The sequence below is a fragment of the Streptomyces sp. NPDC039465 genome (assembly GCF_055639315.1).
The window spans coordinates 780551-798344 of sequence record NZ_JBVKAP010000002.1; the positions used below are offsets into that span (position 1 = coordinate 780551).

Genomic DNA, 17794 nt, shown 5'->3' on the forward strand with positions numbered 1-17794 from the left:
TCGGGCTTGGGCTCGGTGTGGGCGTACTCACCGGCGCGTCCCGCCCATGCCGCCCGTTCCGCACACGGCTTTCGACGCGCAGGAGTGCGCGTACGTACCCGTGCCCCGTTCCCGTCCCATGAGTCCCCCCGACTCCGCCAGACTGCGGCCGAAGCTAGCGGGACAACGCGTCACATCCCGTGATCGGCCGCAGGGTTGGCCGAAAGAAGCCGCATGTGCGTCATCGGTCCCGCCGACCGCGCCGGGATACTGCGGCCCCCCGGGATCCGGCGGGTGCGCTGCGACCGGAGCGCCGCGTGTACCGGGGCGACGGGGTGCGGGAGCGCGGGGACGGCGTGGTGCGGGAGGTGTACGACCCCTGGGCAGTCGGGGGCCGACGCCGTGGAGATCCTGCTGCTCACCGAGCAGTGGTGGGGACTACCCGCACGCTCGTACGACCCGAGCCGCGGCTGGGCCGACGCCGACATGGACGCCGACTTCGACCGCCTCCGCCGTCGCGGCCTGATGTCCCGAGACGAGCAGCTCACCGACGCCGGGGCGGAAGTCTCCGACCTGCACAAACACCCAAACGCTAGATCTTGGACTTGAGCATGGTGCGCAGCACTTTGGACTCCTAGAAGACGGCTCCCTGCCCGCTTTCTGCAGGTCAAGGGCGGTCTACACCCTACTATTGGCATGCGCCTGACTCGAAGATTGTGAGGAACATCGCTTCACTCTGGCGAGAAGGCTTCCTGCGTGCGCTTCTGTGCGTGCCAGGCAGTGCCGGTCTGGCATCCGGTGGACAGCCACTTCGGAAAGGTGCATCGGGCCGCCGGAGACGGTGCCGTCGGCGTGCACCTCGCGGTGCTTCACACCGAGGGTGACCTCGACGAACTTCGTCGCCATGCCCAGCAGGCCACAGAGGATCATCCAGAACGTGGCGCCGGGGCCGCCGATGGAGACGGCGACGGCGACGCCGGCGATGTTGCCGAGGCCCACGGTGCCGGAGACGGCGGCGGTCAGCGCCTGGAAGTGGTTGACCTCACCGGCCGACCCCTTCTCGTCGTACTTGCCCCGCACCACGTTCACGGCGAGCTTGAACTTGCGCAGCTGCACGAGGCCGAACCAGCCGGTGAAGACCAGACCAGCGACGACGAGCCAGGCCACGATGAGGGGAAGCTCCGTACCCCCGACGGGAACGGAGTAGAAGACGACCTCGCCCAGCCACTTGGCTATGGGCTCGAAGAATCCGCTGACAGCCTTGTCGACGGACTGGGTGAAGGAATCGAGTGACACGGTGGGGACCTCAGTAACGCAGGACCGGCGTGCGGGAGGCTGCGCCGGTGGATGTGCGGGCTTTGAGCGAACGCCGTTGTTCGATCGGCGACCCGAGGGTCGACGTCCACGGACTCGGAACGTGATCACCTTGGTCGTGCTGCCGGTGCGTGCCGACACTGTGCAGGAGCGGCGACGTGCGGTTCCACCTGCGAAGTTGCGCATTCCGACCACGACACTCGCCATGGAGCCTGACGGACGTCACATAACGCACGGTGATCTTCGAAAGTCCCAGCGTGACGTGACCGTTATCCGGACACGATGTCCGTTCACGGTGCACTTATCTCCGCAGGTCAGGACCTTGAGCACGTGACACCCCTTTCACGTGGGATGGCCGCAGACAGTCGTCCACGGCTCGGCGGGAACGGCGCGCGAGCCTGGTCTAGCGTGGAAGTGACGCACCGCACCTGCGACAGACACCCGTCTGCCCGCATACGGTTCCGCCGAGCGGTGTGCTCGATCGGCAGGTGAGGTCCATGACCAGGACGGCCGGCGTGTCCGGTGCAGGAACCCAGGATTACGACGTGATCGTCGTCGGCGCACGGTGTGCGGGCGCCCCGACCGCCATGCTTCTGGCCCGCCTCGGTCACCGGGTTCTCCTCGTCGACCGGGCGACGTTCCCGAGCGACACGATCTCCACCCATCTGATCCATCCGCCCGGACTGGCCGCGCTCGAACGCTGGGGGCTGCTGGACCGGGTCGTCGGCACGGGCTGCCCAGCAATCGACCTCTACGAGTTCGACCTGGGCCCCTTCGTCATCGCCGGGTCTCCTGCCGGGGAGGGCTTCGATGTGTCCTACGCCCCGCGCCGCACGGTCCTGGACAAGATCCTGGTCGACTCCGCCGCGGAGTCGGGCGCCGAAGTACGAGAGGGTTTCACCGTCGAGGAGATCCTGTTCGACGGCGGAACGGTCACCGGAATAAGGGGGCACGGCAAGGACGGGCGGACCTCCACCGACCATGCCCGGATCGTCGTCGGTGCGGACGGACTCCACTCGACCGTCGCGAAGGCAACGGGCGCCACGGGGTATGCGGAGAAGCCGAAGATCAACGCGTACTACTACACCTACTGGGCCGGCCTACCGATGTACGGGAAATTCGAGGCGTTCGACCGCGAAGACCGCGCCTTCGCCGCATGGCCCACCAACGACGACCTGACGATGGTCATCTCCGCCTGGCCCATGCGCGATTTCGAGGCCAACCGCGGTGACATCGAAGGCAACTACCACGCCACGCTGGCCCGCGCGCCGGCCTTCGCCGAAAGGGTCTCGAAGGCCACTCAGGCCGAGCGGTTCGTCGGCATGGCCATCCCCAACTACTTCCGCAAGCCTTACGGACCCGGCTGGATCCTCGTCGGAGACGCCGGGTACCTGAAGGACCCCATCACCGCACAGGGCATCCAAGACGCCTTCAGGGACGCGGAGCGGTGCACCGCAGCACTCGACGACGTACTCGCCGGCCGTCGGCCCTTCAACGAAGCCATGCGATCCTGCCAGGAGACACGGGACTCCGAGGTGATGAGCATCTACGAGTTCACGGCCGAGTTCGCCACGCTTGAACCACCACCCCCCGAGATGCAGGAACTCCTCTACGCCGTGTCCCGGAACCGCTCGGCACAAGACGAGTTCGCCCGCGTGACGGCCGGCGTGACGCGCCCGGAGGAGTTCTTCGGACACATGCAGCAACGCATGGAGCAGCAGGCACCTCACGCTGCCTAGCCGGCAGCTTCTGCCGGTCCTGCCGCGTGGCTTCCTACCGGACGGGCGAGCAGATGGCGCGGGTCCGTCGCCCGGCTGATCGCCGTTTCCACGGCCGTGATGCGGTCGGCGAGGAGACCGAGGGCGGCGACCGCCCTGCTCAGCGGGTCGTCTCCGGAGCCGCCGAGTGCCTGGGTGCGCAGGTAGGCGGTGGTGACCTCCGACCAGCGGGCGGCCTGCGCGGCGGTGAGCGTGCCCCGGAGCGACGCGAGTTTGAGGAGGTTGGCCTCGGCCTCGGCGGTGAGGGTCTGGGCCTCGGCAGTGTAGTGGTCGTCGATCACGGCGGCGAGTTCGGCGTCGTTCATGGCGGGTGAGATGCGGGCAGTGATCTTGTTCATGTTGCGGTACGAGCCCTGGAGCCGGAAGGGGGCCGCCTCGCTCCAGACCCTCGTCATCGAGTGGACGACTACACCCGTGTCGCCGGCGGGTAGGGCCAGACGCCGCCTCAGGGACGTCGGGCTACACGTGGCAGAGAGACCGTCACGGGGCGCCGACCAGGCCCCTGCGCCAGCAGCATGCGCGACCGCCGACGGGTGTGCCTGCGTGAGCAGCCCAAGGGGCTGATGCTGACCGTTTGCTGACCAAAGCCCCGTCGCCGCGCCGCTGACCTGCGGAAACGTTCAGATGTCAGATGCCGGACTTGAACATGGTGCGAAGCATGAAATAACTCCCGATATGTCTGCTCCCTGCCTGCTTCACGCAGGTCAAGGGCGGTCTCCGGAGCCTACAACGATTCGCATGTTCGGTCAGCTCTCCCCAGGTCTTGCAGGACTCATGCTGACCCGTGGCTGACTTCTCTGAGGTGTCGTCAGGTCGGATCGGAGGGGGGCCGTACGGCTCGAGCAGCCGGCGAGCTCCACCGCCTACCAAGTTCACGGGCGGTGCTCTTCCGCTTCTGCTGCTGTCGTGGCCTTTGTATCCTGCCGGGAAGTGAGCAGAGCCAGTAGCCCGAGCACGATCAGTCCGGGCGCGCCGGATACGGGGTAGAGGATCTGCAGCGGTACGCCGGTGGCGAGCAGGTACCAGCCCAACGAACAGGGCGGACGGGTCGACCTCCACACCGGGGAAAGAGTCGGCCAACATGCTGGCGAACCGCCTGTGGGTCGTGGCCCTGCGCCCTTCCAGCAACCCGGCCCGCGCCAGAACGAAGGCCCCCGTGCAGATCGACGCGATGCGCACTCCACCGGATGCCGCGTCGCGCAGCAGCCGCACGACGCGCGGGTGCGGCTGCCGCTCTGCCGGATGCCTGGAACGATCACCGTGTCGGCCTCATGGGCGTCGTCCAGACCGTGGCGGGAAACGATACGGAAAGGCTCCAGTCACCCGCGGTCGCGGTGGAGGACGAAGTCCACGAGCGGCGCGATCTCCTCGTCGGCGATCTTCCCGCGGCACCGGGCGATGACACCTTTGATCAGGTTGCGCGGGTCCTTGGGTGTGAAGTCGCGATCCTGGTCATGGGCAGCGCCTGGAAACGCGCCGAGGTTGATCAGCCGGGACAGCAAGGTGCGGTTGACGGTGTCGTAGACGAGCATGCCACCGGGCTTGAGCACCCGGGTGGCCTCTCCCAGCACTCGCCGAAGGCGCGGAGTGATCTCGAAGGTGTCGGCGTAGTAGGCGAGGTCGAACTCGGCGTACTCGGAGCCCAGTTCCTCGGCCACTGCGGTCTTGTACGTGATGCCGCGGCCCTCACGCCCCTCCGCCTCTTGAGCCATCGCAGTCGCGCTGGAGGACGGATCGACGGCGACGACGTCGAACCCCGGGCGCGCCAGGCCCCGCGCCAGCAGCCCGGGGCCGCTCCCAAGAACCAGAGCCCGCCTGCCGACCACGGCGGTCAGGCTGTGTTTTTCCAGAGCGCCCGTCAGATATTCCATACGTACGTCCTGGAAGGCAACGGCTCCCTGATCTGGCGGCCGTCGATCGCCTCAGGGGACGGTGAGTCGAGCGCGGCAGGCGGAGCAACCATCAGGTTCTCCCTCTGGCTCTCCGTGCGGCCGGACGGAGGTAGAGGTTAAAGGACAGGCGTCGGTCGGCCGATGACGGCGGTGTGACTACACATGCTCCATTCGCCGCATGCCGTCTGCGGTTCCGTCGCCTGTTCGTGGCGGCCGCTGGGCTGTTGGCTGTCTCGTGCACGGTGGAGCCGGGGCCGACGGCGGTGCCAGGGCCTACGGCAGTGCCGTCGAAGCCTGTCTCTGCCCACGCGGGGGCCGCAACGGATGAGGGGGCCCTGCAGTCGCTGTTCGGGTCGGAGAACCGCGTGATCCAAACACGCGAGCGGGTCGTCGCGGTGACGTTCAACGCGGCGTGGAACGACGCCGGCCTGACGACCGTCCTTGGCGAGCTTGCCCGCCGAGGGACGCCGGCGACGTTCTTCCTGACCGGCGACTTCGCCGTCCGGCATCCCGAGGCGGTCCGCAGGATCGCAGCCGCCGGGCACGGACTGGGGAACCACTCCCACAGCCACCCCTACTTCAAGGACCTAACCGAGGCCGGCAGAAGACAGGAAGTGCTGGCCGCGGACCAGGCGCTTAGCGCGGCCGGGGCGGGAGCAGCCCGCACCCCGTTCTTCCGGTTTCCCTACAGCGAGACCAGCCCCACACACATCAAGGAGGTCAACGCCCTCCGCTTTGCGGTCGTCGAGTTCACGACCGACACCGACGGATGGAAGGGCACCGAGGGCGGCATGACCGTGAAGGGCGCGGTAGACAGAGCACTGGACGCCCTACGCCCGGGAGCGATCGTGCAGATGCACGTCGGCGCTTCCGAGGGCCGCACCGAGGTGATCGATGCCCAAGCCCTGCCGCAGATCCTGGATGCGTTCAGCGACCGTGGCTACCGCGTCATCGACCTGCGAACCTTGGTGCGCAGCGGCGACCGAAAGCCCCCTGCGTCATGACGCGTACCGCCGCAGTGAACCGCCTTGTGGATGAGGGGACGTCCATGCGTTGCCCGACACGGGAGGAGGGACTGGTGGCCTGGGACTACTCGGCGTCGTGAGAGGAGTCGCGAACCGATCGGGCCGGCCCGGTCGGATCATTCCGGCGGTCACGACGGATCGCTCGAAGATCCACTCATGCGATCTGTGCACCAGGTCGCGACGAGGCCTTCCGTACGCTGGTGCGGGGCTGGACCCTGGGCCACCGCCAGGGCCACGCCTCCACGGACGACTTCACCGCGTATGCGGAGGCCAAGGCCGGCCGGGACCTCGACTCGATCTGGGACTCGTGGCTCTACGGAGACCGCAAGCCCGCGTGATGGGGTCGACGCGGTGTCAGGTCCTGATGCGCCGGTGTGCGGTCTCGACGAGCTTCATGTACTTGTTCCAGTTCCACACGGGCCCGGGGTCCTCGTGAGTGGACAGCGGGACCTCGCCGTGGCCCAGGATGTGGTCCCGGTCGACCGGCACGTCGTACTTCGCGCAGATCGTGGCCGTGAGCACGGCGGACGCCTCGTACATCCCGTCGGTGTAAACAGGCTGGTCGATCCAGCCTTCGTGCTCGATACCGATGCTCCGGTGGTTGTACCAGACGCTGCCGCAGTGCCAGGCGACGTCGCGCTCGCGCACGCACTGGGCGATCTGTGTGCCGGTTGCGCTGATCACGTAGTGCGCGGACATCCGCTCGGCGGGGTCGTTGAACGTGGCGAGCATCATCGGCAAAATATCCGTTGTCACGTGAATGACGACGTATTCGATGGGATACGCCTCGGGGCGGTCGGAGGACGTGTAGTTGGACTCGGAGGCTTCGACCCAGACGGCGGGGGCGTAGTCCACCGAGTGGTCCCGACGCAGGGTCGCAGGCGGCCCGGCGGCGACGGGGGCCTTGCCCACCGGCCTCGGCAACGCAGCCTTCACCTTCTCCTCGGGGCCCATTAGCTGGCGTAGCCCGACAGCGGCCAGAGCCGTACCCGCCGCGCCCGCAGTACCCCACAACAGCCGTCGACGGCTGAGCGGACTGTCTTCCATGGCCACTCCTCATGAGGTCGAGCAGACAGAGGACGAAACGCCGCAAATCGTGGCATCACGATACTTAGGCGGCACATGCCGTAACTTGATCCTTCATCAGTGCCCGCACACCAGCAAGCCGACCCCCGACCAATCGGCGCACACCCTCATGCCTGGCCGGGCCCGTCCCCGTCGGCAGACGCCACCCCGTTCCACTGCCACAGGGTCCGCCATGCCACCGCCCCCGGCACCCCTCATCCCGGGCCTGCCGGCCGATTCCCCCTTGATCCAGCGTTTGCGCGAGCAGGCACGATTGGCGCGGCTGGAGTACGCCTTGTCGCCGCGGGCCCGGTCGGGTGCGCGGACACCCGGTCCCAGTGCGGGCAACTTTCAGGGCCTGCAGGCGGACGCCTTCCAGGCCCATCTGCGCGACGCAAGGACGTCGCCCGCCGCGAGGACGCCGAGTTCAGCGCCGATCTCGGGGCGTTCCTCGCCCTGCTGTCGGTGTACGGGCAGCTGCCGCGGCTGGTCTCTGCGGGCCGGCTCACGGCCCGGTCCGTCGGCGACGGCCTCGACGGCTGGTGGGCACGGCTTCTTCAGCTTCCTCGCCTCGGGCCCGCACGGCGGCCCCGGCCGCCCCGTTGTCCTCGCCGAGCGCGGCCAGCTCGCCGTGGAGTCGCTCCCAGGTCTAGATCGTCACGTCGAGATGCCCTGCGGCATACGCGACGCCGGCGAAGTCGGCAAGCTCCGCGGGGCCGAGCCAACCCTCCTCACGGGCCTCCAGATAGCCGGCGTAGGCGTCCGCCCACGCACCACAGGCAGCGGCGTTCCGCGCCCGCTCCAGCGCGGATCCATCGCCGGGGGCACCGTTCATGGATGCGTCCTTCGATCCCGGGCGAGCCGGTTACAGCGGTAACCGTCTCGCTTACGCCTCCATGGTGAGACGTAACCGCAGTGGAGGACATCATGGATACCGTCACGGTCAGCGACATCCAGCTGGAACACGAGATCCGCGGAACCGGGGAGCCGGTCCTGTTCATCAGCCCGGTCCTCTCCGACGGATTGTCCCGCTCGTCGCCGAACCGGCACTCACCGAGCGCTACAGCCTCATCACCTATCACAAGCGGGGCTGGAGCGGCAGCACCCACACCGCCGGGCCGGTCAGCGTCGCCGACCACGCCGCCGATGCCATCGCGCTGCTCGACCGCCTCGGCATCGACCGCGTCCACGTGGCCGGGCACTCGAGCGGAGCGGCGGCCGCCGCCCAGATGGCCCAGGACCGCCCCGACCGTGTCGTCACGGTCTCCCTGCTGGAGCACGACGGACTCCTCGACGTGGGGCACGGCGGTCCCGCCCAAGCCGGGCGGTGGGACGTCGTCGGGTTGTCGACTTACGCGACCGCGTTCGGCGCCGGCGCCAGGCCCAGGGGGTCCGGGGAGACATAACGGCCACAGTCGGGATCGCAGTGGCAGTGGCGGTTGTAGTGGAGGCCGGACTCCGGGTCGAAGTACTGGCCGGGGAAACGCAGCGGCGTGTACGCCGCCGCGCCTCGGTTCCAGGTGGTGGTGCCCCAGAGCGTGGCGCGGGTGCGCCACGCCACCTCACCCTGCTCGTCGACGAGTTCGCGCGGAGTGCCGATCAGGTCGGTGACGACGGCGAAGAAGCGGCGGTCGGCCTCCGTCTGGTCCAGGAGTCGGCGTTCGACCTGGGTGACGGGCTTCGCTCCGTCGTGGTCCCAGGTCAGGGCGACGGTCTCGGCTGAGCCGGGCACATGGCTGGTCTGTTCGCACAGGAGGTCGCCGTCCCAGGTGAAGCGCGTCTCCTCGGCGACCGACAGCCCGTCCGCCGCCAGGCGCTGCTTCGCGACCCGGCGCCCCATCGCGTCGTAGCGGTAGCGCCAGCGCGTGCCGTCCGGGGTGGTGACCGAGACAAGGCGGTCCTCGGCGTCCCAGTCGTAGTGCCAGGTATCGGGCTTCCGGGAGAGGCGGGTCTTCTGGCGCAGGACGACCCGGCCTTGGGCATCGTACTCATAGCGGATCCGGCCCGCCCTCGTGACACGGGTGCCGGTGTACTCGCGCGAGCCGGTGGCGTCGCTGTTGCCCGGCCAGTTCGCCTCGGTCTGGTTTCCGGCCTCGTCGTAGGCGTACCGCTCGCTCCAGTCGTCGGCGCTCACGCCGGTGACTCGGCCGTCCCTGGTCAGTTCCAGCTGCCGGCGGCCGCGAGCCGGTCGTCACCCGACGTGAGGTGGCCGTCGGGGCGGTAGGTGTAGGAGCGCTGCTGGACGGTCCGGCCGCCTGCGCCGCGTACGCGCTGGTCGGTCAGCCGGCCCAGCGCGTCGTAGGCGTGCTCGATGGCGAGGATGTCGCCGACCCGGCGGGTGCTCTCGCGGCCTGTCTCGTCGAATTCGAAGGCCACCGGGTGACCGGAGGCGTTCAGTTCGGCGTGCAAGTCCGCCGGGAAGGACCAGGTGCTGACCGCCCCCGAGGGGGTGATGCGGCGAACGCGGCGGCCGGACTCGTCGTAGACGTGGGTCAGTTCCCGGCCGTTGCAGGTCTCCCGCAGGATACGGCCGGACGGGTCCCGTATGTACGACAGCTCGGCGTCGGGGCCGATTGCGCTCGCCAAGTGGCCGTGGATGTCGTACGCGATCACGTACAGGGCAGTTGTCGGTCCGCCGTCCCCGGGCGCCTGGCGCACCTGTCCTCGGCCTCGACCGCCGTCCGCCCGCCCGCCTACAGCGCGTCCACGGCGCTGACCTTCCATCCCTCCGGGCCCCGGACGAGGGTCATCCGTACGCGGTTGAGGTCGAGGCGTGGGGTGGCGACCTGGGTGCTGGTGGTGACCTGGTTCATGAAGAGCAGGACCACGGCCTCGTCCGGGGTGGCCGACACCACCGAGGTCGCCGGGGAGGCGTCGCCCGTCGGGGGTTTGGCGACCGTGGCCTTGACCACGCCGCGGTACTTCTTGGCCGTGGGGGCGACCACGGTGGTGGTGGTCTTGGCGTACTGGTCGAGGAACGGGCCGGTGAGGTGGGCGCGGGCCGTGGTGAAGTCGCGGTCCAGGTGGCGGTAGTCGTACGACAGGATCGCCGGGGCCGCCTTGTGGGCCGCGGTGAGCGCGGCCGTGCGGGCCTGGGCCGTGCGTTCGGCCTCGCGGTACTCCCATCCGAGGAGGGCGGTGGCGATCACGCCGAGGACGGCCAGGACGGCGAGTACCGCGCCCGGCGTGGCGGCGCGGGCCGGCTTCTCGGGCGGCGCACCCGCCGGCTGCGGGGCGGCCGGGCCGTCCGTGTTCCGCGCCCGCTCGGCGCGTTTGGCGGCGGCGCGGAGGGTCGCCGTTCGAAGGGTCGGGTTCGGCACGGTGTTCTCCTGTCAGCCGACGAATTCGACGTCGGACGTCAGCCACTGCCCGTCCTCGAGGACGAGGTCGAGCTGAAGGCGGTAGTTGCGGGAGGTGCCCTGGGGGGCGGCGACGTTGGTGACCTTGCTGTCGGCCACCACCAGGACGCGGGCGGTGCGTTCGTCGGCCCGTGCGATACCCGCGGCGAGGATCTGGCCCTCCGACACCGACTTGTTCTCGGCGACGATCTTCGTGAGCTGCGCGGTCTGGGCCGCGAACTGCTTCTTGAACTCGCCGGTCGCGCCGTCCAGGACGTTCTTGCTGTCCCGGTCGTAGTGCCGGTGGTCGAGCGAGGTGAAGTTGAGCGCCGACTGACGGGCGGCGGCCAGGATGTCCTGGTGTCGCCGGTCCTCCTCATGGCGCTCGTACAGCTGGACGCCCAGCCAGCCGGCGGAGGCGGTCAGTACGGCGGTCAGGACGCCGAGTACCGCCACGGCCCACCGGCGGCGCAGCAGCCGGGCCGTCCGGGTGAGGAGTAGGCGGGTCATGCCATGGGTCCCACGAGCAGCCATTGCCAGGAGTCCTTTCCGAACACGTTCTGTGCTCCGCCCGTCGAGCCGATCCGTACCGGCGCTCCGGGAGCGTTCTGGGCGCCGCGGACCGAGGTGACTCCGCCGCGCGGAGCGGTGCAGCGGGCACGGGTGTCGGCCGGGCGGTCTGAGGTGTCCGCGGGATCGCGGCGCTGGGTGCCGTAGCCCTGGCGGCAGGGCGGCGGGTCGTCGGCGTTCACGACCAGGCCGAAGTGGGTGGTGCCGTCCCCCGGGACGACGGTGTGGCTGCCCGAGACCACCACGGGGAAGGTGACCAGCGTCTGTTCCACTCCGGGCAGGCGGGCGACGGTGATCTGACCGCCGCTGATCAGGTTGCCGAGCAGGACGGGGAGGTGGGGCCGGGTGTCCCGCATCAGCCCGGTCACCTCCTGGGCGGCGGAGGTACCGCTGCCGAGCAGGGTGCGCAGATCGCCGTCGCTCGCCTTCAACTGGCCGGTGAGGTCGGCCAGATCCCGCGAGAAGGACGTGATTGCCGAGCCCTGGTCCGCCTGGGTCTTCAGGACCTTCCGGGAGTCCTCGATCAGCGCGATCGTCTCGGGGAGCGAGCCGGACGCCGACTCGACCAGGGCGTTGCCCGAGTCCACGAGCCGGGTCAGATGCGGGCCGGTGCCGGAGAACGCCTTGCCCAGTTCGTCGACCGTGGTCCGCAGGTCCTGCTTGTTCACCGAGTTCACGAGCCGGTCCAGGCTCAGGATCATCTCGGTGGTCGGTACCGGCACCCGGGTGTTGCGGCGCGGGATGGTGCCGCCGTCGCGCAGTTCGGGGCCGTTCGCGGAGCGCGGCTGGAGGTCCACGTACTGCTCGCCCACGGCCGAGCGGTTGGCCACCACGGCCAGGCTGTCGGCCGGGATCGCGGGGCGGTCCTCCAGACGCAGCTCCACCGAGACACCGCCGGCGCCGGTCAGCCGCAGATCGCCCACGCGGCCCACGGGCACCCCGCGATAGGTGACCTCGGCGCCGGTGTAGATGCCTCCGGAGTCGGCGAAATCGGCCCGTACGGTGTATCCGCGGTCCAGGACACGGTCGACGAGCCCGGTGTACTCGGCGCCGACGTATGACACTCCGGTCGCGGTGATGAGCGTGAAGGCGAGCAGCTGCGCCCTGACCGTGCGGGTGATCACGGAACCAGTCCCTTCATCAGCAGCTCGGCGAGCGCGAGGTCGACACCGCTCGGCGGCCGGCTGTCGCCGCGGCCGTACGAGACGGGGTCGGCGGGGGTGCAGAGCGGCAGGCACTCCAGGTCGCCGTCGCCGCCGGGGGCCGTCGGAACGCTCGGGGTCGCGGACGGCAGAGGGGCTTTGGGGACCGTCGGGGCCGGCACGTCCGGGAGTCCGGGGGCGGGCAGGTCCGGCAGCCCGGGGACCGCGGGCTTCCCGGGCCGCGCGGGCGCCTGCGGCTTCGTGGGCGGGTCGGCCAGATTGCCGTAGAGGCTGCGCAGGTCGAGGTCGGCGGTGACCTTGAGGTTGACGTAGTCGCCCTTGATGGCGTCGACGACGTTGCGGGGGAACGGATAGGTCGTCAGCAGTTCCAGGGCGTTGGGCAGATCGGCGCCCGCCTTGTTCAACTGGCGGAGGATCGGCTGCAGAGCGCGCAGGTTGGCGATCACATCGGCGCGCGAGGCGTTGACGACCTTCGTACCCGTCGTGCCGAGGTTCGACAACGACGTGAGCATGGCGGTCAGCTTGGTGCGCTGGTCGGCCAGCACCTTCAGCGCGGGCGGCATGGTGGTGAGGGCCTGGCCGATCGTCTTCTTCTCCTTGGCGAGGGTCGCGGACAGCTTGTCGATGCCCTCAAGGGCGCGGACGATCTCCTTCTTCTGCTTGTCGAGGCCGCCGATGAAGGTGTTCAGCTCGGTGAGCAGGGCGGCGACGCGGTCCTCGCGGCCCTCCAGGGCCTTGTTCAGTTCGGTGGTGATGGTCTTGAGCTGGGCGACGCCACCGCCGTTGAGGAGGGCCGACAGGGCCGCGAGCACCTCCTCGATCTCGGGGTTGCGGCCGCTGCGGGAGAGCGGGATCGTCGCGCCGTCGGTGAGGCGGCCGGCGGGCTTGGTGTCCGTCGGTGCCGACAGCGACACGTACTTCTCGCCGAGCATGCTGGTCTGCCGCAGCTCGGCGACGGCGTTGCCGGGCAGCGTGACCGAGTCGGCGACGCGCAGGCGCACCCGCGCGTGCCAGCCGGACAGTTCCACCTTCTCGACGGCGCCGACGGTGACGTTGTTCACCTTCACCGTGGACTGCGGTACGAGGTCGAGGACGTCCCGGAACTCGACCGTGACCCGGTAGCTGTGGCCGTCCGCCGCGGCTCCGCCGGGCAGCGGTACGTCGTACAGCCCGTTGAACTCGCAGCCGGTGAGGAGCAGGGAGCCGGAGGCCGCCCACACCGCCGCTTTTCGGGGAGCTTTCACGTGCGGGCCTCCAGGATTCCGCCGAGCGTCCGGTCCGTCGAGGCCGTTCCCGCCACGGGGAGCGCCGCTCCGGTCAGCGGATCGGCCTCGGGCAGCTCGGGCAGCGAGTCGAACAGCTTCTTCAGGTTCCGGCAGTCGGCCTCCCCGGCCTTCTCCCCGGCCGTCTTGAGCAGGGAGCACAGCAGGGCGGCCGGGTCCTGGAGCTGCTCGGGGTTGCCGCGGGTGTCGAGCGTGCCGGAGGAGGGGTTGTAGGCGTTGTGCAGATTGGACAGGCCGGCCGGGACGACGTCGAGCAGCTCCTCAAGGGCGGCGCGCTGCGTGACCAGCACCTTGGTCACCTTGGAGAGGCCCTTCACGTCGGCGGTCAGTGCCTTCTTGTTCTTCTTCACGAAGTCGGACACGTCCGCGAGCGCCGCCGCCAGGTGCGTGATCGCCGCTGCGAGGTCCTTGCGCTCTCCGGCCAGCTGCTCGGCCACCTTGGCCAGGCTGTCGTTGAACGACCGCACGGAGGCGTCGTCGGCGGCGAGCGCCGCGGTGAACACCTGCAGGTTCCGTACGGTCCCGAACAGGTCCTGGCGGCCGTCGGACAGGGTGGTGACGGCCTGCGAAAGGTCCTGGACCGTCTGATGCAGCTGCCCGCCCTGACCCTGGAGGTTGTCCGCGCTGACGGCGAGCAGCCGGGAGAGCGAACCGTCCTTGTTGGCGCCCTGGGGGCCGAGCGCGTCCGACGTCGTACGGAGGCTGTCGAAGACGCGGTCCAGCTCGACCGGGACCGCCGTGCGGTGCAGGGGGATCACGGCGCCGCTGCGCATCGCCGGGCCGCCCCGGTGGACGGGCAGCAGCTGGAGGTAACGGTCGCTGACCACCGAGGAGTTGATGATGGCCGCCTTGGCGTCCGGCGGGACCTTGTACCGGTCTTCGTACTCCAGCTCGACGCGCACCCGGTCGCCCTGCGGTGTGATCTCCTTGACCTCTCCGATGCGGACGCCGAGCACCCGCACGTCGGAGCCGGGGTAGATGCCGACCGTGCGGGGGAAGTACGCGGTCACCTGGACCGTGGACTCCCGGGGCAGGTGTACGACGACCACCGCCGCGGCCACCGCGAGCACGGTGACGATCCCGAGGCGGCGGGTGATCCGCCGGTTCCACAGGCGCTTCATCGTGCCCCTCCTGTCCGCGGCGTCACCGGTCCGGGGGCGACGAGGTTCTGGATGTAGCTGTCGAACCAGCGGCCGTTGCCCAGGGTGTTGGTGAAGACCCTGGCGAAGGGCGCGAGGAGCTGGACGCTCCGGTCGAGGCTCGCCTGGTTGCGTTCCAGCATCTTCACCGTGGTGTTCAGACGGGTGAGCGCCGGTCCGATCGTCGCGCGGTTGTCGGCGACCAGACCGGAGAGCTGGACGCCGAGCGCGACGGAGCTCTTGAGCAGCGCGTGGATGACCTTGCGCCGGGACTCGATCTCCTTGAACAGCTTGTCGCCGTCCTTGACCAGTTTGCTGAACTCCCCTTTCCGTTCGGCGAGTACACCGGTGACGCCGTTCGCGTGGCCGAGGAGTTCGCGCAGCGCCTCGTCGCGGGAGGCGACGGTACGGGAGATCTTCGAGAGCCCCTGGATGGAGGCTCTGACCTCCGCGGGTGAGTCCTCGAAGGTGGTGGAGAGGGTGTCCAGGGCGGTGGCGAGGCGCTGCTTGTCGACCTGTTCCGTGGTGGTCGTGAGGTCGCTGAAGGCCTCGACCACGTCGTACGCGGGGACCGTGCGGCTCAGCGGGATCTCGCTGCCCGGGTTCATCCGGCCGTGGCCCTTCGGCTCCAGCGCGAGGTACTTCGCGCCCAGGATCGTCTTGATACGGATGGACGCGCCGGTCGCGGTGCCGAGCTCCGGGTCTCCCGTGACCCGGAAGGTCACCTTGACGTGGTCGCCGGCCAGCTCGACGTCCTCGACCTTGCCGGTCTTGACCCCGGCGATCCGTACCTCGTCGCCGGGCCGCAGACCGCCGGCCTCGGAGAAGGCCGCGCTGTAGGTGTCGCCGCCGCCGATCAGCGGAAGGCTCTCGACGTTGAACGCGGCGGCGATGAACAGCGCGATCGTGGTGAGGCCGGCGGCGCCGATCACCACCGGGTTTTTTTCACGGAAGGGGATCAACCGCCACACCTCGCCCGGGCGACATGGAGTTCGGGGGTGATGACCTCGTCGGTCTTCGGCAGCACGATCCGGCCGTCGAAGTCGCAGAGGTAGAAGTTGAACCAGGAGCCGTACGAGGCTGTGCCGGTCAGTTTGTTGAGCTTGTTCGGCAGCCGCTGCAGGACACCCTCCACGGTCTTCTCGTGGTCGTTCAGCGTTCCGGTGAGCTCGGCCAGCTCGGCGATGTCGCTCTTCAGGGGCGGGCGGGCGTCCTTGAGGAGGCCCGAGGTGGCCTCCGCGAGGCCGTTGATGCCGGCCAGCGACTTCCCGATGGGTTTGCGGTCGGCCGAGAGTCCCGAGATCAGCCGTTGCAGCTGCGTGAGCAGATCGGAGAAGCGGGTGCTGCGCCGGTCGACCGTTTTCAGCACGGTGTTGAGGTTGGTGATCACGGATCCGATCAGCTTGTCCCGTTCGGCGAGCGTGGTGGTGAGCGAGGCCGTGTGCGCCAGCAGGCTGCGGACCGTGCCACCCTCGCCCTGGAGGGTCTTGACGATCTCGGTGGCGAGCTGGTTGACGTCCTCGGGGCTCAGGGCGGCGAACAGCGGCTTGAAGCCGTTCAGCAGCGCGTTGAGATCGAGAGCCGGTTCGGTACGGGAGAGCGGGATCCGTCCGCCGGGAGCGAGCCGCTTGCCGTTGCCGGTGCCTTCCGTCAGCGCGACGTACCGCTGCCCGACCAGGCTGCGGTAGCGGATGACAGCCCGGCTGGTGGTGAGCAGGGGCCGGTCGCGGGAGACGCTGAACGTGACCTCGGCAAGGGTCCGGTCCTTGATCCGGATCTCTTCCACCTCGCCGACGCGCACCCCGGCGACACGGATGTCGTCGCCCTCCTCCAGGCTGGTGACATCGCTGAATACGGCGGTGTAGGTCTCCTTGGGGGTGAAGGAGAGATTGACGATCGTGGCCGCGAGGACGGCGGTCGCGGCGATGGTCACCACGGCGAAGACGCCGAGCTTGATGAGCTGGGGGGCTGTGGAGCGGGCGTTCGTACGACGTGTGGAACTCATGCGTGGCTCACCGCCGTTCCCCGTGCGAGCGGGCCGAAGAGCAGGGTCGTGACGGCCGGGACCTCGTCGGCGGGCACGCCCATGACCGGGGCCACGAGCGAGGCGACGGCGTGCTGTTCGGCCGCCGTGCCGGACACGGGAGGGTGCGAACGACCGCTCGGCGCGCTCGACGTACCGTCGTTGAGCTTGATCGCGGGCGCCGGGACGTGGGGGCGGGGCAGACCTCTGCAGTCGGGGCCCGATCGGTCGGCATAGCGCGGTTCCTCGCCGGGTCGGTAGGGGGGACGGGGGTGGACGAACTCGAGGGTGATGCGCATCTTTCCGCCCTTGAACGCCTCTTCGGACGCGGCTTCCTGCCGTACGAGCCCGGCCAGCAGGCACGGGTACTCCGGTGAGTAGCGGGCGAACAGGGACAGGGTGGGGCGGGAGACACGGCCCAGGGTGATGAGTCGCGCGGAGTTCTCGTCGAGTACGCCCTCGGTGGTGTCCGCAGCGGTGGCGGTCCAGGTGAGCAGCGAGGACAGCTGGTCCCGCTTCTCGACGATCGTCCGGCTGGTGGTGAGGGTGTTGTCCAGGATCCGCATGAGGTCGGGGGCGGCGTCGCCGTACACCTCGGCCACATCGGCGAACCGGGAGATGTCCTCCTTGAGAGAGGGCATGTGCGGGTTGAGCCGCCGCAGGTAGTCCTCAAGGCGGACGAGATTGTCGCCGATCTTGTCCCCGCGTCCTTCGAGCGCGGTCGCGAACGCGGACAGGGTGGCGTTGAGCTTGGCGGGCTGCACCGTGCGCAGCAGCGGCAGCAGGTCGTTCATGAGCTGCTGGAGTTCGATGCCGACCGTGGTGCGGTCCTGGGTGATGACGTCGCCCTCACGGATGTGCCGTGCCGAGGAGCGCCCGGGCGGGGCCACGAGGTCGACGTACTTCTCGCCGAACAGGGTCTTGGGCAGCAGGCGGGCGTGGACGTCGGAGGGGATGAGGGAGACGTGCTCCGGCTTGAGCGCGATGCCGAGCGTCGCCTTCTCGCCGTCGGCGGTCACCTCGCGTACCTCGCCGACGAGCAGCCCGCGCAGTTTGACGTCGGCGCGCGGTTCCAGCTGGTTGCCGAGGGTGTCGGCCTCCAGGGTGATCCGTACGACGGAGATGAACATCTGCTGGTAGACGGCGACGGACAGGGACAGCAGCAGGGCGATGGCCGTGATGAACACGATCCCGTACACCCTGAGTCTGGTGATACGCACCGGCC

At 69.3% G+C, this 17794-nt stretch carries 19 protein-coding genes and 1 pseudogene; 5 read left to right on the forward strand and 15 right to left on the reverse strand.

All coding sequences use genetic code 11. The features are described from left to right. The first annotated feature begins 213 nt into the window (after window positions 1–213). Window positions 214–588 carry a helix-turn-helix domain-containing protein gene (locus ACZ7LT_RS09815; protein ID WP_471235465.1) on the forward strand — a complete coding sequence of 125 codons (375 nt, stop codon included), beginning with the start codon at window positions 214–216 and terminating at the stop codon, window positions 586–588. 69 nt (window positions 589–657) lie between these two features. Here the strand turns inward: ACZ7LT_RS09815 and ACZ7LT_RS09820 are convergent, their stop codons facing one another. Then, window positions 658–1275: an alanine:cation symporter family protein gene (locus ACZ7LT_RS09820; protein ID WP_471235466.1), complete on the reverse strand. Its 618-nt coding sequence runs from the start codon at window positions 1273–1275 to the stop codon at window positions 658–660. Window positions 1276–1790: 515 nt separating this feature from the next. Here ACZ7LT_RS09820 and ACZ7LT_RS09825 point away from each other — a divergent pair. Further along, window positions 1791–3032 carry an NAD(P)/FAD-dependent oxidoreductase gene (locus tag ACZ7LT_RS09825; protein ID WP_471235467.1) on the forward strand — a complete coding sequence of 414 codons (1242 nt, stop codon included), beginning with the start codon at window positions 1791–1793 and terminating at the stop codon, window positions 3030–3032. On the opposite strand, the gene ACZ7LT_RS09830 is transcribed toward ACZ7LT_RS09825, so the two are convergent. From ACZ7LT_RS09830 to ACZ7LT_RS09840, 3 genes are all read right to left on the reverse strand, one after another. Then, window positions 3029–3466 (reverse strand): hypothetical protein, encoded by a 438-nt coding sequence (locus ACZ7LT_RS09830; RefSeq protein ID WP_471235468.1) that lies wholly within the window; start codon window positions 3464–3466, stop codon window positions 3029–3031. The genes ACZ7LT_RS09825 and ACZ7LT_RS09830 overlap by 4 nt on opposite strands. 232 nt (window positions 3467–3698) lie before the next feature. Next, window positions 3699–4283 carry a DJ-1/PfpI family protein gene (locus ACZ7LT_RS09835; RefSeq protein WP_471235469.1) on the reverse strand — a complete coding sequence of 195 codons (585 nt, stop codon included), beginning with the start codon at window positions 4281–4283 and terminating at the stop codon, window positions 3699–3701. Window positions 4284–4390: 107 nt separating this feature from the next. Further along, window positions 4391–4942: a class I SAM-dependent methyltransferase gene (locus tag ACZ7LT_RS09840; RefSeq protein ID WP_471235470.1), complete on the reverse strand. Its 552-nt coding sequence runs from the start codon at window positions 4940–4942 to the stop codon at window positions 4391–4393. A 386-nt stretch (window positions 4943–5328) separates the two neighbouring features. Here ACZ7LT_RS09840 and ACZ7LT_RS09845 point away from each other — a divergent pair, with 386 nt between their 5' ends. After that, window positions 5329–5967 carry a polysaccharide deacetylase family protein gene (locus ACZ7LT_RS09845; RefSeq protein WP_471235471.1) on the forward strand — a complete coding sequence of 213 codons (639 nt, stop codon included), beginning with the start codon at window positions 5329–5331 and terminating at the stop codon, window positions 5965–5967. A 221-nt stretch (window positions 5968–6188) separates the two neighbouring features. Then, window positions 6189–6326: a hypothetical protein gene (locus tag ACZ7LT_RS09850; RefSeq protein ID WP_471235472.1), complete on the forward strand. Its 138-nt coding sequence runs from the start codon at window positions 6189–6191 to the stop codon at window positions 6324–6326. A 16-nt stretch (window positions 6327–6342) separates the two neighbouring features. Here the strand turns inward: ACZ7LT_RS09850 and ACZ7LT_RS09855 are convergent, their stop codons facing one another. Beyond that, entirely contained in the window at window positions 6343–7035 is a 693-nt protein-coding gene (locus ACZ7LT_RS09855; RefSeq protein ID WP_471235473.1) for an N-acetylmuramoyl-L-alanine amidase, read from the reverse strand. A gap of 667 nt (window positions 7036–7702) precedes the next feature. Next, entirely contained in the window at window positions 7703–7888 is a 186-nt protein-coding gene (locus ACZ7LT_RS09860; protein ID WP_471235474.1) for a hypothetical protein, read from the reverse strand. Window positions 7889–7949: 61 nt separating this feature from the next. Here ACZ7LT_RS09860 and ACZ7LT_RS09865 point away from each other — a divergent pair, with 61 nt between their 5' ends. Further along, window positions 7950–8459 (forward strand): alpha/beta fold hydrolase, encoded by a 510-nt coding sequence (locus ACZ7LT_RS09865; RefSeq protein WP_471235619.1) that lies wholly within the window; start codon window positions 7950–7952, stop codon window positions 8457–8459. Here ACZ7LT_RS09865 and ACZ7LT_RS09870 read toward each other — a convergent pair. From ACZ7LT_RS09870 to ACZ7LT_RS09910, 9 genes and pseudogenes are all read right to left on the reverse strand, one after another. Continuing rightward, window positions 8408–9660 (reverse strand): annotated as a pseudogene (locus tag ACZ7LT_RS09870) (RHS repeat-associated core domain-containing protein); the annotation flags it as partial. The gene ACZ7LT_RS09865 and the pseudogene ACZ7LT_RS09870 overlap by 52 nt on opposite strands. 86 nt (window positions 9661–9746) lie before the next feature. Next, window positions 9747–10373 carry a hypothetical protein gene (locus tag ACZ7LT_RS09875; protein WP_471235475.1) on the reverse strand — a complete coding sequence of 209 codons (627 nt, stop codon included), beginning with the start codon at window positions 10371–10373 and terminating at the stop codon, window positions 9747–9749. Window positions 10374–10385: 12 nt separating this feature from the next. Next, on the reverse strand, window positions 10386–10901 hold the full coding sequence (locus ACZ7LT_RS09880) for a hypothetical protein (protein ID WP_471235476.1): 516 nt from the start codon (window positions 10899–10901) through the stop codon (window positions 10386–10388). After that, window positions 10898–12085 carry an MCE family protein gene (locus ACZ7LT_RS09885; protein WP_471235477.1) on the reverse strand — a complete coding sequence of 396 codons (1188 nt, stop codon included), beginning with the start codon at window positions 12083–12085 and terminating at the stop codon, window positions 10898–10900. The genes ACZ7LT_RS09880 and ACZ7LT_RS09885 overlap by 4 nt, the downstream gene beginning before the upstream one ends. Continuing rightward, a complete protein-coding gene (locus ACZ7LT_RS09890; protein ID WP_471235478.1) occupies window positions 12082–13368 on the reverse strand; it encodes an MCE family protein in 1287 nt (428 codons plus the stop codon). The genes ACZ7LT_RS09885 and ACZ7LT_RS09890 overlap by 4 nt, the downstream gene beginning before the upstream one ends. Continuing rightward, window positions 13365–14528: an MCE family protein gene (locus ACZ7LT_RS09895; protein ID WP_471235479.1), complete on the reverse strand. Its 1164-nt coding sequence runs from the start codon at window positions 14526–14528 to the stop codon at window positions 13365–13367. Before ACZ7LT_RS09895 ends, ACZ7LT_RS09890 begins: the two co-directional genes overlap by 4 nt. Further along, window positions 14525–15508 (reverse strand): MCE family protein, encoded by a 984-nt coding sequence (locus tag ACZ7LT_RS09900; protein WP_471235480.1) that lies wholly within the window; start codon window positions 15506–15508, stop codon window positions 14525–14527. Before ACZ7LT_RS09900 ends, ACZ7LT_RS09895 begins: the two co-directional genes overlap by 4 nt. Next, window positions 15505–16551 carry an MCE family protein gene (locus ACZ7LT_RS09905; protein ID WP_471235481.1) on the reverse strand — a complete coding sequence of 349 codons (1047 nt, stop codon included), beginning with the start codon at window positions 16549–16551 and terminating at the stop codon, window positions 15505–15507. Before ACZ7LT_RS09905 ends, ACZ7LT_RS09900 begins: the two co-directional genes overlap by 4 nt. Next, on the reverse strand, window positions 16548–17789 hold the full coding sequence (locus ACZ7LT_RS09910) for an MCE family protein (protein WP_471235482.1): 1242 nt from the start codon (window positions 17787–17789) through the stop codon (window positions 16548–16550). Before ACZ7LT_RS09910 ends, ACZ7LT_RS09905 begins: the two co-directional genes overlap by 4 nt. Between the last annotated feature and the right edge of the window lie 5 nt (window positions 17790–17794).

Bases quoted from the DNA above. Each gene is read 5' to 3' on its own strand.
- ACZ7LT_RS09825 (WP_471235467.1), top strand. From the start codon at position 1,791: ATGACCAGGACGGCCGGCGTGTCCGGTGCAGGAACCCAGGATTACGAC.
- ACZ7LT_RS09895 (WP_471235479.1), bottom strand. From the start codon at position 14,528: ATGAAGCGCCTGTGGAACCGGCGGATCACCCGCCGCCTCGGGATCGTC.
- ACZ7LT_RS09865 (WP_471235619.1), top strand. From the start codon at position 7,950: ATGGTGAGACGTAACCGCAGTGGAGGACATCATGGATACCGTCACGGT.
- ACZ7LT_RS09840 (WP_471235470.1), bottom strand. From the start codon at position 4,942: ATGGAATATCTGACGGGCGCTCTGGAAAAACACAGCCTGACCGCCGTG.
- ACZ7LT_RS09880 (WP_471235476.1), bottom strand. From the start codon at position 10,901: ATGACCCGCCTACTCCTCACCCGGACGGCCCGGCTGCTGCGCCGCCGG.
- ACZ7LT_RS09855 (WP_471235473.1), bottom strand. From the start codon at position 7,035: ATGGAAGACAGTCCGCTCAGCCGTCGACGGCTGTTGTGGGGTACTGCG.
- ACZ7LT_RS09815 (WP_471235465.1), top strand. From the start codon at position 214: ATGTGCGTCATCGGTCCCGCCGACCGCGCCGGGATACTGCGGCCCCCC.
- ACZ7LT_RS09860 (WP_471235474.1), bottom strand. From the start codon at position 7,888: ATGAACGGTGCCCCCGGCGATGGATCCGCGCTGGAGCGGGCGCGGAAC.
- ACZ7LT_RS09830 (WP_471235468.1), bottom strand. From the start codon at position 3,466: ATGACGAGGGTCTGGAGCGAGGCGGCCCCCTTCCGGCTCCAGGGCTCG.
- ACZ7LT_RS09905 (WP_471235481.1), bottom strand. From the start codon at position 16,551: ATGAGTTCCACACGTCGTACGAACGCCCGCTCCACAGCCCCCCAGCTC.